This window comes from Streptomyces sp. NPDC046335 (genome assembly GCF_055587985.1).
In genome coordinates this window covers 82,309-97,643 of the sequence record NZ_JBVJFF010000019.1, presented here as the reverse complement: position 1 = coordinate 97,643, position 15,335 = coordinate 82,309, and the positions used below count along the sequence as shown (strand labels likewise).

Genomic DNA, 15,335 nt, shown 5'->3' with positions numbered 1-15,335 from the left:
TGAGGCCAGAAGCCGGGTGCCGGTCTTCGCCGCGTCCTGGCAGACACGGCTGAAGGTGCCGTCCGCCTGGCGATGACCGCAGCGAAGCACAACTGCCGCCTCGTTCACGTAAGCCAGCGACGCCGTACACTCCGGCATCCACGTCCCACTACGACGAATCCTGCCTCGCCAACCCGTCACCCCGTACGGCGCAGCGAACAACTGGCGCTACCGCTCATCGCGTTGATAACCGGGCAGGGGCGAGCGAGCGAGGCAGCCCGGCGGCAGATGCCTGGCGGACCAGCTCAGTACCCAGGAACCCGCTGCCGCCCACGATGAGGAGAGCCTTGGCATGCCACTGTAGACGGACCTCACGGCGCTGGAAGCGCCTCGCCCAAAGCAGGTCTCGGCCCTTGGGCGTGTTTGAGATGTGGTCGCAGATGCTTGCCGCACGGTGGCGAGTTGGAGGGCGGCATGACCTCGCTGGAAGATCACGCCGACTGGTCTGCCGCCATCTGCCCGGGCCCCCGGGGCAGATGCCCGGGCCGTTGGCCTGTCAGGCGACCGTCCCGCCCGCATTGCGGATCAGCCGCTGTAGCACCTTCACTGTGGTGACGTAGTCCGCGTCGTCGATGCCCTCGTGGAGAGCGGCCCGGATCGCGGGGGCGTTGCGCGCGAGGTCGACGCGTGCCTGTTCACCCTCCTCGGTGAGCCACAGCTGACCCTCGGCGTCCCTGGTCAGCCAGCCGCGCTGCAGGAGCACCTCGGCCTCCGCCGCCAGATCGTCCTCGGGTCGAAGGTAGGAGGCCATGGCCTTCCTCAGCTCGGGCAGCGTCATCCCCTCGCCGTCGGGCGAGAGGTCGTTCACGGACAGATTGCGCAACAGCCAGAACTGGGGCTGCGTATAGCCCCTTTCGGCCTGCTGGGCCCGGGTGCATGCGATGAGCGCCTCGTAGGCGACACCGGTCCAGTACGCGGCGGGCTGTCCGGCGAGTTCGGCGTCGGAGTTCTGCTGGGTCGTCATAGTCCCCTCCTGGTGCTTCGGTACTTCGGTGCGGAGCCTGCACGCTGTTGCAGGTCATGCGAAGACCGTAGGATCTCAAGTTCAGTTGAGGTCAAACGGGTGACCTTCCGGACGCCGTCGGCGCGAAGGCGAGAAATCCAGCCCCCAGGATCGGAGCTGACTGCCGAAGATGGGACGTGCACGCGGGATCGGCGGCAGGTCTTCGACGGCATCTGGTGGCAGGCCAGAACGGGGGCGCCCTGGCGGGATGCATGCACCCGACCGGTATGGTCCGCGGGAGACCGCGTACTTGGTGTTCCGGCGCTGGCAAATCGACGGAACCTGGGGCACACGCCCTGAAGAAGATGCAGGCCAAAGTCGACGTATCCGGGCACATCGAGTGGGAGGTGTCAGTCGACTCCCCCTCTGCCGAGCCCACCAGCACGCTGGCGGAGCGCGGAAAAGGGGGCTCGCGATACGGGCCGGACAGGTACCGACGGGTTGGCGGCCGAGCCGGACGACCACACGCTCGGCCGCTCCCACGGCGGCCTGCCGAGTAGCCGGGAGAGATTTCACCAACCTCATTTCGAACGCAGCCCAGGAAGCGAGGAAACACCTCACGGCCTGGCCGCAGGTGACTGTGACTTTGTGAATTGAAACCACCAAGGGCGTAGGCCATGGCCACGCTCATGAAGCGAGCAGGACGAGGCAAAGGAGAACGCCAGGGCGTTCCACCGAATACGCCGCCGCGCCACGGAACTCAGCGGGGCGCAGCGCCAGTTTGCCGAGCTGCATGCGCGGCTGCAGGACCATCCGGCCTGGGTTCGGGGTGCCCCCGGCCAAGCCGGAGCGCACCCAGCAGGCCACCGCGGTGGACGACTCCCTTCCGCCGGAGCTGCGGGTACCCAGCCACGATCAGCTCGACGGCAGGATGATGTCGTGGAAGCAGCCGGTCGTCCTCGACGGTGAGATGGTCACCCGCTCCGAGTGTGGCGCATACCGGGACTGGCTCATCCTTTCCACGCGCGACCACATCTGATTCCGCGTGCCGGATCGGCCACCAGCAGCGGGAGACCCGGCTCGACACCGCTTGGTTCAACCGGAACTTCGGGCCGGCGGACGCAACGCACGCCACGTTTGAGGACTACCTACGCCACCTCGGCCACTGAGCCTTTTCCGACCTCAGTTTGAGCATGTCAGGTCCAGGGTGAGGACGGCCTGGACGAGGCTGGTGATACGGCTGCCCCCGCCAGGGCACCGGTGATGCCGTGAGTTCGCGCGACCTTGATGTCGTGGACAGATCCGGGCAGCGCGGGCGACGCCCACAGCAATCGTCCCCGCCGGGTCGGCCGGTCGATCGGCAGCAACGTACTGTCCAGGATCACGAACGCCTTGCCGGAGGCTGTCCTCACCGCCTCGGCGAGAGTTGGAGCCAGAGCAGCCAGGATGCCGGCCGGCGCCATCGTGTCCCTTGCGCAAGTCGACGTGCGGTCAGCTCACGGGCGAGGAAGCGCAGAGCGGAGGTGGACAGATCGACCCCGGCTGGGTAGACGAGCATGCGGAAGCTCCTGGCAGGATGCCTTGGACTCGACACGCACCCGTCTACCAGGAGCTTCTCTACGCCCGGACCCCGCCCTCACCCCAGTGGCCCCGCTCCGCACGCAGGTTGAGGAAACAGAGCTCGCGGCTCAGGGCGGCCGAATCGGACTCCCCTCCGGTGTGCTCAGCTGTGCTCAGCGAGGAGCGGTATCGGCCGGGGGCCCTGCTCCCAGGAGCGCGAGGAGCCCGGGGAATCTCTTCTCGATGTCCGCACGTCGTAGTCGGATGCCCTTGCGGTTGCCGTAGTCGACCTCGTCAATGAGACCTGCCTCGCGCAGGACCCGGAAGTGGTGGGTCTGGGTCTGCTTCGAGATCGGAAGATCGAACGAGTTGCAGCCCCGCTCGCTGTCGCTGCGGTCGGTGGCCAACTCCGTCATCACCGAACGACGGTGCTCATCGGCGAGTGCACGAAACACCGCACCCAGATCGAGTGCATCGGCCTCCGGGCCGTCCAGGTTCCTCCTGGCCACGCGGCACCTCCTTCAAGTACGACTTGCATCGTACCTGAAGGGCGTGCTTCCCTGAGGTACGAAATTGATCGTACCTGGGTCCGGTCGCACCGCCCGTGCCGCCGCTCCCGCAGACCCGGCACGGCACTCGCCGGGGACCTGGTCATCGACACTCCGAGAGGTCATCGTCATGAAGAAGCCCGAGGTGCTGATAGTCGGTGCCGGAATCGCAGGGCCCGCACTCGCGTACTGGCTCTCCCGGAATGGATACCGGCCGACGGTCGTCGAACACGCCCGGCAGCTGCGCTCCGGTGGTAGCGCGATCGTCGTGAAGGGGCCCGCGATCCCGGTCGCCGAGCGCATGGGCATCCTCCCGCAGCTCCGCGAGCTCGCCACCCGCAATCGGTCACTGACCCTGCTCGATCCCGACGGCAGGCGCATCCTGCAACTCCCGCTCACCTCGGACAAGGCGCCGACGGTCGAGGTGACCCGAGCCGACCTGTCCGAGGTGCTCCACCGGTCGGCGCAGGCCGAGGCCGAGTTCTTGTTCGACGACACGGTCACCGCTCTCGACCAGGACGGAGGCGGGGTGGACGTCACCTTCCGGCGGTCCGCGCCACGGCGCTTCGACCTGGTGGTCGGTGCCGACGGGATGCACTCCACCGTACGGCGCCTGGTATTCGGGCCCGAGCGGCAGTTCACGAGCGACCTGGGCCTGTACGGCGCGACCGTCCCGCTGGAACCCGACGCCATCGAGGACCCGACCGAGATGACGATGCTGACCGTGCCGAACCGGATGCTGGTCCTCCACCCCTCGCGGACCACCCCGCTTGCGATCTTCACCTTCCGGGCCGCACAGCCGGCGCCCCACGACCGCAAGAACATCGCCCTGCACAAGCAGACCGTGGCCGACGCCTACGCCGACGTGCGGTGGCGGGCACCGGAATTCGTGGCGGCGTTCCTCGACCACCCGGCTCCGTTCTTCGACCCCCTGACCACCCTCCGGATGCCCTCGTGGTCCCGCGGAAGGGTCGTCCTGCTCGGGGACGCGGCGGCGGCGACGGCCCTGCTGGGTGACGGGTCCAGCATGGCGATGGCGGGCGCGTACGCCCTCGCAGAAGAACTCGCCGCCCATCGCGGTGATCACGCCCGCGCCTTCGCCGCCTACGAGTCGCGGCTCCGCCGTGAGGTAGGCCCGCGGCAGCGACGCGTCGGTCTGCTCTCCAGACTCATGGTGCCCCGCACCCGGACGGGCCTCGAGGCGCGCAACGCGGTGGGCCGCGCGGTCGGTCGCACGAACCGGATCGCCTCTCGCGAAGCCGCGAACCGGTAGACCGGATCCGCACCGACCGGTCACCGGTCGGCGCGCAGCTCCGCGGTAGCTCTCAGCCGGGTCGGCGCCGCCATGTCCGACAAGCCCGGCTCGGAGTGGCGGCAGGTCATCACCTATGCGGCAGGTCGGCTGCTGTGGGCCTCACCCACCGTTCCCGACGCTCGCCACGACATGGGGACTGCCGGTGACCACGCCCCCTCGACGCGGAGGTGAAGTGCTGGGCGGACAAGGCGTATCAAGGCGGCGACGGCATCACCCCGGTGCCCTTCCGCAGCCTGCGTCTCAAGCCGCGGCAACGTCGGCACAACAGCACCACGCCCGGATCCGCTGCCTCGGCCAGCAAGCCTTGGCCGCCCTGAAGGGCTGGTGCCTTCCGCGGAAACTCCGCTGTAGCACCAACCGGGTCACCGCCATCGTGAAGACCATCCCGGCCTTCGTCACGCCTCAACCTGAGGTTGGAAAAAGCTCACTGACCGCGCACGCGAGACCGCCGACCACCACGTCCACTCCACCCTCGCGCCGCGAATAGCAGCACACCTCAGCGCGCTCCGCGCACCGCGCTCCCAAAAACGGCTCAGGGCCGGTTTCGGATTTCTCCGAAACCGGCCCTGACCTGCGACTGTCTCCAGTCGGGACGACAGGATTTGAACCTGCGACCCCTTGACCCCCAGTCAAGTGCGCTACCAAGCTGCGCCACGTCCCGGTGTGTGTCCGCCGCGGTGTCCCGCCGTGATCACAAGAAGAACTCTACCCCACGGCCGAGGGTGCTCCGTTCCCCGGTGACCGCCGTCAGGTACGCGCGACAATCCCTCTATGAGCACTTCACCGCGACCGTACGAAGATGACCGCGACCGGGATCGGGACGCCGAGGGCCGCGCCCGCAGCCAGCGCCCGCGCGACGGCCTCGGCAGGCCGCTCCCCTACGGCACCGAAGGCGTGGCCCGGCAGCCCGAGGGCGTCGTGCGCACGCCCGGGGAGTCCCTCGCCGAAGCGCAGGAGCTGCTCGACGCGGGGCGGCCGTTCCACGCGCACGAGGTCTTCGAGGACGCGTGGAAATCGGGCCCGGAAGCGGAGCGCGGCCTGTGGCAGGGCCTGGCCCAGCTCGCGGTCGGCCTCACCCACGCGGCCCGCGGCAACATCACGGGCGGCGCCCGGCTGCTGCTCCGCGGGGCGGCGGCGATCTCCGCCTGGAGCGAGCAGACGGACCGGCCCCGGCCGTACGGAATCCGCGTACCCGAGCTGAACACCTGGGCGACGGCCTTGGCGGAAGAACTCGAACGCGAGCGGCAGCCGGTGGAAGCAGCCACCCACGCGCCACGCCTGCGAAGCGACTCGACGGAGTAGCCGACGGACCTCGCGCCTCGCGCCTCGCGCCTCGCGCCCGAACACCACCAGGCACCCGGCAGCCACGGCTCCAAGCCCAGCCCACGAGCGCCGTCGGCCGCGGGCAAGCGCGGGCAAGCGCGGGCGAGGGCCGCCGGGCCCAGGGCCCAGGGGCCAGAACCGTCACCGGAGCGGGCTCGTCCCGCATGCAGTCGGGGCGACCCGATGTGAGGGTGACCGTGTGACCACCACCGAGCAGCCGGCACCGGAATCCGCCCCCGCCGCCGCGCAGGCCCAGGCGCCGCCCTTCCTCGACCGGCGCCGCCGCAACGTCGTCTTCGTCACGATCATGCTGGGGATGCTGCTCGCCGCGCTCGACCAGACCATCGTCGGCACCGCGCTGCCGACGATCGTGTCGGACCTCGGCGGCGCGGAGCACATGTCGTGGGTGGTGACGTCGTACCTGCTGGCGGAGACCGTCGCCACGGTCCTCGTCGGCAAGTTCGGTGACCTGTTCGGCCGCAAGGTCGTCTTCCAGATCTCCGCGGTCATCTTCATCACCGGTTCGTTCCTGTGCGGCCTGTCGACCAACATGATGCTGCTCATCGCCTGGCGGGCGATGCAGGGCATCGGCGCGGGCGGTCTGATGGTCACCTCCATGGCGTTGATCGCCGACGTCATCCCGCTGCGCGAGCGCGGCAAGTACCAGGGCGCGATCGGCGCCGTCTTCGGCGTCTCCACCGTGATCGGCCCGCTGCTCGGCGGACTCTTCACCGACCACCTGAGCTGGCGCTGGGCGTTCTACGTCAACGTGCCCATCGCGATCGTCGTGGTCATCGCCGCGGCCCGCACCATCCCCGTCGTGAAGTCGGCGGTGCGCCCGGTGATCGACTACATGGGCATCGCGCTGGTCGCGATCGGGGCGAGCGCGCTGATCCTCGCCACGAGCTGGGGCGGCAACCAGTACGCGTGGGGCTCCCCCACGATCCTCGTCCTCTTCGTCGGCGGCCTCGTCGCCCTCGCGCTGTTCTGCGTGGTGGAGAACCGGGCGGCGGAGCCGATGCTGCCGATGCGGCTCTTCGGCAACCCCGTCTTCACGGTCTGCTCGATCCTCAGCTTCATCGTGGGCTTCGCGATGCTCGGCGCGATGACGTTCCTTCCGACGTACCTCCAGTACGTCGACGGTGACTCGGCCACGACCTCGGGCGTGCGGACGCTTCCCATGGTGATCGGCCTCCTCATCGCCTCCGTCTTCAGCGGCAACGTCGTCAGCAAGACCGGCACGTACAAGATCTTCCCGGTCGTCGGCTCGCTGGTGATGGCGCTCGGGCTCTTCCTGCTCTCCCTCATGGACGACACCACGAGCACCTGGCTGGAGTCGCTGTACATGTTCGTACTCGGCGCCGGGATCGGCCTGTGCATGCAGGTGCTGACCATCGCCGTGCAGAACACCGTCCCGTACACGGATCTGGGCACCGCCACCTCGGGCGTCACCTTCTTCCGCACGCTGGGCAGCTCGTTCGGCACCGCGGTGTTCGGCACCATCTACGCCAACACCCTCGCGCCGAACCTCAAGGACGGCATCGCGGACGCCGCGCGGACCGGGACCGCGGACCCGGCGGCCGTCACGAAGGCGGCGCAGAGCCCGCAGGGGGTGCACGAGCTGCCGGGCGCGGCGGCGGCGCCCATCGTGAAGGCGTACGCGGACACCCTGCACACGGTCTTCCTGTGGACCGTCCCCGTGGCGCTGCTCGGGTTTCTCGTGTCGCTGTTCCTCAAGCAGGTGCGGCTGCGCGACAGCGCGCGCGAGAGCGCGCCCGACATGGGCGAGGGCTTCGGGCAGCCGACCACCTCGGATTCGGGGGTCCACCTGGAGCGGAGCGTCGCGCACATCGTCCGCAACGTCGGCATGAGCACCGCGCGCGGCATCATCAGGGACTCCGACACCCGCCTCGACATCGCGGGCGCGTGGGCGGTGATGCAGGTCTCGCTCTTCACCCGCATGGTGGGCCACGCGAGCCTCGGTCTGATCGCGGCCCGGCGCAGGATTCCGGCCGAGGTCCTCGTGCCCGTCTTCGACCGCATGGTGGAGGAGGGCTTCCTGACCCGTACGGGTACGTACTTCTCGCACACCGCGGCCGGGGAGCGCGAGGCCGAGGCCATCTCCGCGGCGTGGTCGAAGTGGCTGGGCGAAGAGGTCGAGAAGGACCTCGGGCGGCCGCCGGACAAGGAGCTCACCGCGGCGGTCGACTCCATCGCCAAGCGGCTGCTCGCCGAGGACCTGGAGCAGGGCTTCTCCCCCGAGACGGCGGGCGCCACGGTCGCGTCCCGCTGAGGCGGGCGCCTGCGCGCCCGTCTCCCGGCGGCCCCGGGTACCTTCTACGCGGCGTAGCGGGCGCGCAGTTCGCGCTTGAGGACCTTCATGCTGGGGCCGAGCGGGAGTTCGGCGGTGAGCTCCAGGCGGCGCGGGTACTTGTGGCGGCCGAGGTGCTCCTTGGACCAGGCGATGATCGCGTCCGGGTCGCCCACCGCGCCGGGCGCCGGGACGACGACGGCGCAGACCTCTTCGCCGTGCAGGGCGTCGGGCAGGCCGATGACCGCGGCCTGGGCGATGTCCGGGTGGCGCATGAGGACCTCTTCGACCTCGCGCGGGTAGACGTTGAAGCCGCCGCGGATGATGACGTCCTTCTTGCGGTCGACGATGGTCAGGAAGCCGTCGGCGTCCTTGGTGCCCAGGTCGCCGCTGCGGAACCAGCCGTCGACCAGGGCTTCGGCGGTGGCCTCGGGGCGCCCGAGGTAGCCGGAGAAGACGTTGTGGCCGCGGATGACGACCTCGCCGAGCTCGCCCTCGGGGAGCAGCTCCACACGGTCCTCGACCTCGGCGCGGGCGATCTCGACGTCCACGCCCCACAGCGGGTGGCCGATGGTGCCCGCCCGGGTGCCGAAGCCGGGCTGGTTGACGGAGGCCGCGGGGGAGGTCTCGGAGAGCCCGTATCCCTCGTACACGGGGGTGCCGAAGGTCTTCTCGAAGCGTTCGAGGACGGCGACGGGCAGCGAGGCGCCGCCGGAGACGCACAGGCGCAGCGCGGGCAGTTCGGCGGCGCCGGCCGCGGCGGCGACCAGGCCGACGAACATGGTGGGCACGCCGTGGAAGGTGTTCGCGCCCTCCTCGACCATCAGCTCGATGGCGCGGGCGGCGTCGAAGCGGGGCAGCAGGACGAGGGTGGCGCCCGCGCGCCAGGTCGAGTTCATGGAGACGGTCTGGCCGAAGGCGTGGAAGAGGGGCAGCGCGCCCAGGGCGACGTCGTCGGGGCGGACGTCGTTGGCGTCGAAGGCGTTGACCGTGGCGTTCATCACGAGGTTGAAGTGGCTGAGCACGGCGCCCTTGGGCACGCCGGTGGTGCCGCTGGTGTAGAAGACGACGGCGGGGTCGTCGGCGTCGCGCGTGACGTACGAGGCGAGGGGTTCGGTCTCCCGCGCCAGGGCCTCCAGCTCTCCCCCGGCACCGAGCCGCAGCATCCGCACGTCCGTGGCCTTGGCCGCGATCTCCCCCGTCGGCGCCTGCGCGGGGTGGCAGAGCAGCAGGGTCGCGCCGCTGTCCCGCAGGACGTGCTCGACCTCCTCGGCGGAGAGCAGCAGATGGACGGGGACGACGACCGCGCCCGCGGCGAGGATCGCGTAGTAGGCCTTCGGGAACTCGGCGGTGTTGGGCGCCATCAACGCCACGTGGTCCCCCGGCCGCACGCCGAGTTCCGTGAGAGCGGCGCCCTGCGCACGGGCTTCGCGCCACAGCTGCGCGAAGGTGATCCGCAGGTCACCCTCGACGAGGGCGGTGCGGTCCGGGTGGCGGCGGGCGGGCTCGGCGAGGATCGCGGCGAGGGACAGCGTTGCCATGGCGGTGGTGCTCCGTTTCCGTGCGGCCTTGCGGTGGTTCCGACTGCTGCGGGGGCGGGCGCACGGATCGGTGCGCCCGCCGGTTCAGCCGCGCTCGACGAGGAGCGCGCTGCCCTGGCCGACGCCGACGCACATGGTGGCGAGGCCGCGCGTGGCGCCGGTGCGGCGCATGCGGTGCAGCAGGGTGGTGAGGATGCGGGCGCCCGAGCAGCCGAGGGGGTGGCCGAGGGCGATGGCCCCGCCGGAGGGGTTGACGAGGTCGGGGTCGAAGCCGAGGGCGTCGACGCAGGCGAGGGCCTGTGCGGCGAACGCCTCGTTGAACTCCGCCTCCTGGATGTCGCCCACGCTCCAGCCCAGCCGGTCGAGCGCCTTGCGGGTGGCGGGGACCGGGCCGAGGCCCATGACGTCGGGGTGCACGCCCGCCGAGGCGCCGGCGGCGTAGCGGCCGAGGGATTCCAGGCCGAGGTCGTTCAGGGCCTCCTCGCTGACGAGCAGCAGTCCGGCGGCGCCGTCGTTCATCGGCGAGGCGTTGCCGGCCGTGACCGTGCCGCCCTTGCGGAAGACGGGCCTGAGGCCGCTGAGCTTCTCGTACGAGGTGTCCTCGCGCACGCATTCGTCCGCGTCGACCACGGTGCCGTCGGGCCGGGTGACGGGGAGCAGCTCGTCGTCGAAGTGACCGTTCTTGCGGGCGGCCGTCGCGAGCTGGTGGCTGCGCAGCGCGAAGGCGTCCTGCCGTTCTCGCGGGACGCCGTGGCGCTCGGCGACCTCCTCCGCGGTCTCGCCCATCGCGAGGACGCCGTGCAGGTCCTTCATCCGTGGGTTGGTCAGGCGCCAGCCGAGGCGGGTGTCGGCGGTCTCCATGCGGTGCGGCAGCGCCTCGTCGGGGCGGGGCAGCACGAAGGGGGCGCGGCTCATGGACTCGGAGCCGCCCGCGAGGACGATGTCGGCCTCGCCCGCGGCGATGGTGCGGGCGGCGGTGGTGACGGCTTCGAGGCCGGAGGCGCAGAGCCGGTTCACGGTCGCGCCGGGTACCGAGTCGGGCAGGCCCGCGAGGAGGGCGGCCATGCGGGCCACGTTGCGGTTGTCCTCGCCCGCCTGGTTGGCGGCGCCCCAGTAGATGTCGTCGATCCTGGCGGGGTCGAGTCCGGGGATGTCGTCGAGCAGTCCTCGTACGACGCCCGCGGCGAGGTCGTCGGGGCGGACGGAGGAGAGGGCGCCGCGCAGCTTGCCGATGGGGGTGCGGCGGGCGGCGGCGAAGTGGACGGTGCGCACGATACGGCTCCGGATCGTTGCTCGGGTCTCGCTGCGCATAAATTAGCGCTGCTAGTTTTGGAGTCTAGGCGGAGGGCGCGTTCTGGGGAAGGGCCCACCGCCGTGCCCTGTCCCACTCCCCGCGCGGCAGGGAGGACGGGGGTCAGCCGCGGCTCGCCGAGAGGGCGATCCGCACCGCGCCGCCGCGCGGGTCCACCCGTCCGGTCCACCGCCCCGGCACGCGGAAGGGACGGTTGGGCACCGCCGGACGCCGTCGGCGGGCGCGGAACAGCTCCCTGCCGTCCTGCGTCACCGTCAGCGTCGGGTAAGGGACGAAATCCGTGACCCGGAGCGTGAAGCCGCCGTCCGGCTCGTCCACCGTGAGGCGGTTGGGGGCCGCCCAGGCGAGCGGGGGCGTGACCCGCACCGGCACCGCGGCCGACGGCCAGTCGCCGTCGAAGAGGTGGCGCAGCACCGCAGCCGAGGCGAGCGAGCCCTCACGCGCGGCCGTCCGCGCCGGTTCGACGGCGTGCAGGACGTTGCCCACCGCGAAGACCCCGCGCTCGGCCGTGCGGAAGGCGCTGTCGACCGCGGGGCCGCGTGTGCCGGGGTCCATGGCGAGGCCGCCGCGCCGGGCCAGTTCGTGGTCGGGGACGAAGTCGCCGGTGAAGACGACGGTGTCGCAGGCGAGGCGCGCCGTCCTGCCGTCCCTGTGCCGCAGCAGCACCCCGGACAGGCGTCCTCGCCCGAGGAGTTCGGTGACGGTGGCGTCCGTGAGCAGGGGGACACCGTGCCGCAGCCGGGCCTCGGCGGCGCGGGCGCGCGGTGCCTGGTGGCGCGGGTGCTCGGTGACCAGGGCGGCGACCTCGACGCCCGCCTGCCGCAGGGTGTCAAGGGCGGCGAAGCTCACCGGCTCCGCGCCGACGACGACGGCCCGGGTGCCGATGTACTGCCCGTGGCGGTGGAAGGACCGCTGCAGCTCGCCCGTGGTGAACACGCCCGCGGGCCGGGTGCCCGGCACCAGGCGCGCCGCGCGCGGCCGCTCGCGGGCCCCCGTGGCGAGGACGACCGCACGGGCGGTGATCCGCTCAAGACCCCCGGGGCTGGTGGCGTCCAGGGTGAGCGGGCTCGCCCACGCGGTGACGGTGACCCCGGTCCGCAGCACCGCGCCCGCGTTCACCGCCGCGCTCACACAGCGTTCGGCGTACCGCGGTCCGGTCATCCCGAAGCGCCCGAAGCCGCTGTTCGGGCAGTGCCGCGGGGCCCCGCCCGCCTCCTGGTCGCGCTCCACCACCTCGACCTCGCCCGCGCCGGCCGCGGCGAGCCCCGCGGCGGCGGCGAGGCCTGCCGGGCCCGCGCCCACGACCAGTACGTCGACGAACCGCTCCACGCTCACCGGGACACCGGCCCCCCGCCCTGCTCGAAGAGCGAGCGCACCTCGGCGCCGCAGTAGAACCCCTGGCAGCGTCCGCCGCGCGCCCGGGTGCGGCGCCGCAGTCCGTCAAGGGAGCCGGGCGGCACCGTCGACGCGAGCGCGTCGCGGATCTCGCCGCGCGTCACGCGCTCGCAGTGGCAGACCAGGGTGCCGTACGCGGGGTCGGCGGCGATGAGGTCCGCGCGCTGGTAGGGGCGGGGGAAGGCCTCGCCGAGGTTCGGCATGCGGACGGGCTCCAGTTCCCTGGCGTCCCCGAGAGCGAGGCCCGCGCCGCCGAGGAGTTCGGTGACGTGGGCCGCGATCGCGAGGGACGCGGTGAGGCCGGTCGAGCGGATGCCGCCGACCGTGACGTAGCGCTGTTCCTTGTGGGCGCTGATGCGGTAGTCATCCTGCTCGGTGGCGGCGCGCAGCCCCGCGTAGACCGCGGTGACCTCCTCGTCGAGGAGTTCGGGGAGGATGCGGCGGCCCTTCTCGCGCAGTCCGGCGATGCCCTCGGCGCTCGACCCGGTGGCCGTCTTGTCGTCGAGGTCCTCGGCGGTCGGGCCGAGCAGGATGTTGCCGTACACGGTCGGGGCCACCAGGACGCCCTTGCCGAGCGCGGTCGGGACGGGCAGCAGGATGTGGCTGACCAGGCCGCGGGCGAGTTTGTCGAAGACGAGGAGTTGGCCTCGGCGCGGGGTGACGGTGAAGTCGTCGTGGCCGAGGAGCCGGTCGACGGCGTCGGCGTGCAGCCCCGCCGCGTTGACGAGGTACCGGGCGCGCAGGACGCCGCGGCCGGTGCGCAGCACATGTCGTGCGTCCGCCTCGTCGACCCGCTCCACACGGCAGCCGAGGTGCAGGTCGACGCCTGCCCGCACCGCCTGGGTGGCGTACGCGAGGGTGGTCGTCCAGGGGCAGATGATGCTCTCGCCGGGGACGTCGAGCGCGCCGAGGGCGCCGGGGCCCAGGTGCGGCTCACGGGCCCTGAGCTCCGCGTCGCCGATGATCCGGGCGGCGTCGTAGCCGTTGCGGACGGCCTTGTCAAGGAGGCCCGGCAGCGCGGCCCGCTGCTCCTCGTCCCAGGCGACGAGCAGCGCGCCGACCGGCTCCACGGGGATGCCGGACTCGGCGGCGTACGCGGCGAGGAGCCGCTGCCCCTCGCGGACGAGCCGGGCCTCCAGGGAGCCGGGCACGGCGTCGAAACCGGTGTGCAGGATCGCGGTGTTGGCCTTGGACGTGCCCTCGCCGACGTCGTCGGCGGCGTCCACCAGGGCGATGCGCAGCCCGGGGTGCCCGGCCAGCTCACGGGCGATGGCCGAGCCGACGACTCCGGCGCCGATGACGCACACGTCGTAGGTGACGTCCGGCAGCGCGCCCCGCCGCAGCGCACGCCCCTCGCGGCCGGTCATCCGGGCGTACGTTCCATGAGTGCCGCCACGGCCGACCGGAAGCCCCCGAGGCGTTCGGCCGCCTGCGCCGCGTCGATGCGGGGCTCGTAGACGGCGGAGGGGCGCCGGGCGGGGACCGCGGCGGAGAGCGGAAGCGTGGGGTCGAGGCCGATGCGGGCGACGGCCGCCGCGCCGAGCGCGGTGACGTCGGGCAGCGCCGACACCTCGACGGGCAGTTGCAGCAGGTCGGCCTGGGTCTGCATGAGCAGGGCCGAGCGGGTCAGGCCGCCGTCGACGCGCAGGCTCTTCAGGGGCTCGCCCAGATCGGCGGCGACCGCGTCGGCGAGCGAGACGACCTGCGCGGCGATGCCCTCGCACAGGGCGCGCACCAGGTGCCCCGGGGTGGTGTCCAGGCCGAGGCCGGTCAGCGAACCCCGCAGGTCACCGCGCCACCAGGGCGCGGCGAGCCCGGCCAGGGCGGGGACGAAGGTGACGCCGCCGGTGTCCGGGACGGTGGAGCCCACGGGGTCGAGGTCGGCGGCGCCCTCGATCACGCCGAGGCCGGTGAGCCAGTGGACGGCGGACGCGGCCGTATAGACCTGCCCGTCGAGGCAGTAGCTGGTCCTGCCGTCGAACCGCCAGGCCACGCAGCCCACCAGGCCGGAGTCGCCGCGCACCGGCCGCCCGCCGGTCTGGGCGAGCAGGAAAGCGCCTGTCCCGTAGGTGCACTTGGCGCTGCCGGGTTCGGTGACGTCCTGGGCGAGCAGCGCGGCCTGCTGGTCGACGAGCAGCCCGGTGAGCGGGAGTTCGGGGCCGAACGCGGTGGTGGTGCCGACGGGCCCCGCGGCGTCGACGACGCGGGGCAGACGCTCGTCGGCGAGGCCGTAGATCTCCAGGGCGCGCGGCGACCACGCGACGTCGTCGAGGTCGAGGAGCTGGGTGCGGCCCGCCGTCGCGGCGTCGGTGACGAAGGCTCCGGTGAGGCGGTGGACCAGCCAGGCGTCGCTGGTCGTCACCACGCCCCGGCGGGTGAGGTTGCGGCGTATCCAGGCCATCTTGGGCGCGGCGAAGTACGGGTCGAGGGGCAGCCCGGTGATCCGGCGCAACTCATCCGCGTGCGGCGCGAGTTCCGCGCACACCGACTCGGCGCGGCGGTCCTGCCAGACCAGGGCGTCGGTGAGCGGTTCACCCGTGTCGGGATCCCAGGCCAGGACCGTCTCGCCCTGGTTGGCGAGCCCCACGGCGGCGACCGGTTCACCCGCGTCGGCCAGCGCCCGCACGCCCGCGTCGACGACGGAGGCGAGCAGCTCCGCGGGGTCGGCCTCCACCAGGCCGCCGGGCAGGAAACGGGGCCGCACCTCGGCGGCGCCGGAGCCGATCACCCCGCGCTCCGGGCAGACGACGAGGGCCTTCGTCCCTGAAGTGCCCTGGTCGACGGCGAGTACGGGCCGCATCGCCGGGGACCGCTCATAGGTGATCACCGCGGCAGACTGCTACAGGCGCACGGAAGGCGTCAAGGGACGCGTACCGCCGTCAGGACGTACCAAATGTCGCTGCGGCGCGCCGTGTTGACAAAACCTTGCCAGAAAAGATCGATGAACTGCCCTGCATCAGGAACGGCCGGATCTACACTGTCGCCCGAGCAACTCGATCAACTTCCGTCAACTTCCGCCACACACGCATTAGTTCCCGCACGTTCTCC

General features: G+C 71.8%; 10 protein-coding genes, 1 tRNA gene and 2 pseudogenes. 4 read left to right on the top strand and 9 right to left on the bottom strand.

Annotation, left to right across the window (positions count from 1 at the left end; all coding sequences use genetic code 11):
- Window positions 1-535: 535 nt before the first annotated feature.
- A complete protein-coding gene (locus tag ACZ6JY_RS36325) occupies window positions 536-1,003 on the bottom strand; it encodes a MarR family transcriptional regulator (protein ID WP_469203087.1) in 468 nt (155 codons plus the stop codon).
- 717 nt (window positions 1,004-1,720) lie between these two features.
- On the opposite strand from ACZ6JY_RS36325, the pseudogene ACZ6JY_RS36320 reads away from it, so the two are divergent.
- Window positions 1,721-2,151, top strand: a pseudogene (locus ACZ6JY_RS36320) (hypothetical protein).
- 66 nt (window positions 2,152-2,217) lie between these two features.
- Here ACZ6JY_RS36320 and ACZ6JY_RS36315 read toward each other — a convergent pair.
- Window positions 2,218-2,540: pseudogene (locus ACZ6JY_RS36315) on the bottom strand (IS5/IS1182 family transposase); the annotation flags it as partial.
- 175 nt (window positions 2,541-2,715) lie between these two features.
- A complete protein-coding gene (locus ACZ6JY_RS36310) occupies window positions 2,716-3,051 on the bottom strand; it encodes an ArsR/SmtB family transcription factor (RefSeq protein WP_469203085.1) in 336 nt (111 codons plus the stop codon).
- 169 nt (window positions 3,052-3,220) lie between these two features.
- Between ACZ6JY_RS36310 and ACZ6JY_RS36305 the strand changes: the two genes are divergently transcribed.
- Window positions 3,221-4,363 carry an FAD-dependent monooxygenase gene (locus ACZ6JY_RS36305; RefSeq protein WP_469203083.1) on the top strand — a complete coding sequence of 381 codons (1,143 nt, stop codon included), beginning with the start codon at window positions 3,221-3,223 and terminating at the stop codon, window positions 4,361-4,363.
- 629 nt (window positions 4,364-4,992) lie between these two features.
- On the opposite strand, the gene ACZ6JY_RS36300 is transcribed toward ACZ6JY_RS36305, so the two are convergent.
- Window positions 4,993-5,066 (bottom strand) — tRNA-Pro (locus ACZ6JY_RS36300).
- Between the two features lie 110 nt (window positions 5,067-5,176).
- On the opposite strand from ACZ6JY_RS36300, the gene ACZ6JY_RS36295 reads away from it, so the two are divergent.
- On the top strand, window positions 5,177-5,707 hold the full coding sequence (locus ACZ6JY_RS36295) for a DUF309 domain-containing protein (RefSeq protein ID WP_469203081.1): 531 nt from the start codon (window positions 5,177-5,179) through the stop codon (window positions 5,705-5,707).
- A 220-nt stretch (window positions 5,708-5,927) separates the two neighbouring features.
- On the top strand, window positions 5,928-8,021 hold the full coding sequence (locus ACZ6JY_RS36290; protein ID WP_469203078.1) for an MDR family MFS transporter: 2,094 nt from the start codon (window positions 5,928-5,930) through the stop codon (window positions 8,019-8,021).
- Window positions 8,022-8,065: 44 nt separating this feature from the next.
- Here ACZ6JY_RS36290 and ACZ6JY_RS36285 read toward each other — a convergent pair whose 3' ends face one another.
- The 5 genes from ACZ6JY_RS36285 to ACZ6JY_RS36265 all read right to left on the bottom strand — a co-directional run bounded on the left by ACZ6JY_RS36285 (window position 8,066) and on the right by ACZ6JY_RS36265 (window position 15,087).
- Window positions 8,066-9,580 carry a long-chain-fatty-acid--CoA ligase gene (locus ACZ6JY_RS36285; RefSeq protein ID WP_469203076.1) on the bottom strand — a complete coding sequence of 505 codons (1,515 nt, stop codon included), beginning with the start codon at window positions 9,578-9,580 and terminating at the stop codon, window positions 8,066-8,068.
- 84 nt (window positions 9,581-9,664) lie between these two features.
- Window positions 9,665-10,852: a thiolase family protein gene (locus tag ACZ6JY_RS36280; RefSeq protein ID WP_469203074.1), complete on the bottom strand. Its 1,188-nt coding sequence runs from the start codon at window positions 10,850-10,852 to the stop codon at window positions 9,665-9,667.
- A 142-nt stretch (window positions 10,853-10,994) separates the two neighbouring features.
- On the bottom strand, window positions 10,995-12,227 hold the full coding sequence (locus ACZ6JY_RS36275) for an NAD(P)/FAD-dependent oxidoreductase (RefSeq protein WP_469203072.1): 1,233 nt from the start codon (window positions 12,225-12,227) through the stop codon (window positions 10,995-10,997).
- On the bottom strand, window positions 12,224-13,654 hold the full coding sequence (locus ACZ6JY_RS36270) for an FAD-dependent oxidoreductase (RefSeq protein WP_469203070.1): 1,431 nt from the start codon (window positions 13,652-13,654) through the stop codon (window positions 12,224-12,226). The genes ACZ6JY_RS36275 and ACZ6JY_RS36270 overlap by 4 nt, the downstream gene beginning before the upstream one ends.
- Window positions 13,651-15,087, bottom strand: a complete 1,437-nt coding sequence (locus ACZ6JY_RS36265) for an FGGY family carbohydrate kinase (RefSeq protein WP_469203219.1) — start codon at window positions 15,085-15,087, stop codon at window positions 13,651-13,653. Before ACZ6JY_RS36265 ends, ACZ6JY_RS36270 begins: the two co-directional genes overlap by 4 nt.
- Between the last annotated feature and the right edge of the window lie 248 nt (window positions 15,088-15,335).

Bases quoted from the DNA above. Each gene is read 5' to 3' on its own strand.
- ACZ6JY_RS36325 (WP_469203087.1), bottom strand. From the start codon at position 1,003: ATGACGACCCAGCAGAACTCCGACGCCGAACTCGCCGGACAGCCCGCC.
- ACZ6JY_RS36305 (WP_469203083.1), top strand. From the start codon at position 3,221: ATGAAGAAGCCCGAGGTGCTGATAGTCGGTGCCGGAATCGCAGGGCCC.
- ACZ6JY_RS36295 (WP_469203081.1), top strand. From the start codon at position 5,177: ATGAGCACTTCACCGCGACCGTACGAAGATGACCGCGACCGGGATCGG.
- ACZ6JY_RS36285 (WP_469203076.1), bottom strand. From the start codon at position 9,580: ATGGCAACGCTGTCCCTCGCCGCGATCCTCGCCGAGCCCGCCCGCCGC.
- ACZ6JY_RS36270 (WP_469203070.1), bottom strand. From the start codon at position 13,654: ATGACCGGCCGCGAGGGGCGTGCGCTGCGGCGGGGCGCGCTGCCGGAC.
- ACZ6JY_RS36265 (WP_469203219.1), bottom strand. From the start codon at position 15,087: ATGCGGCCCGTACTCGCCGTCGACCAGGGCACTTCAGGGACGAAGGCC.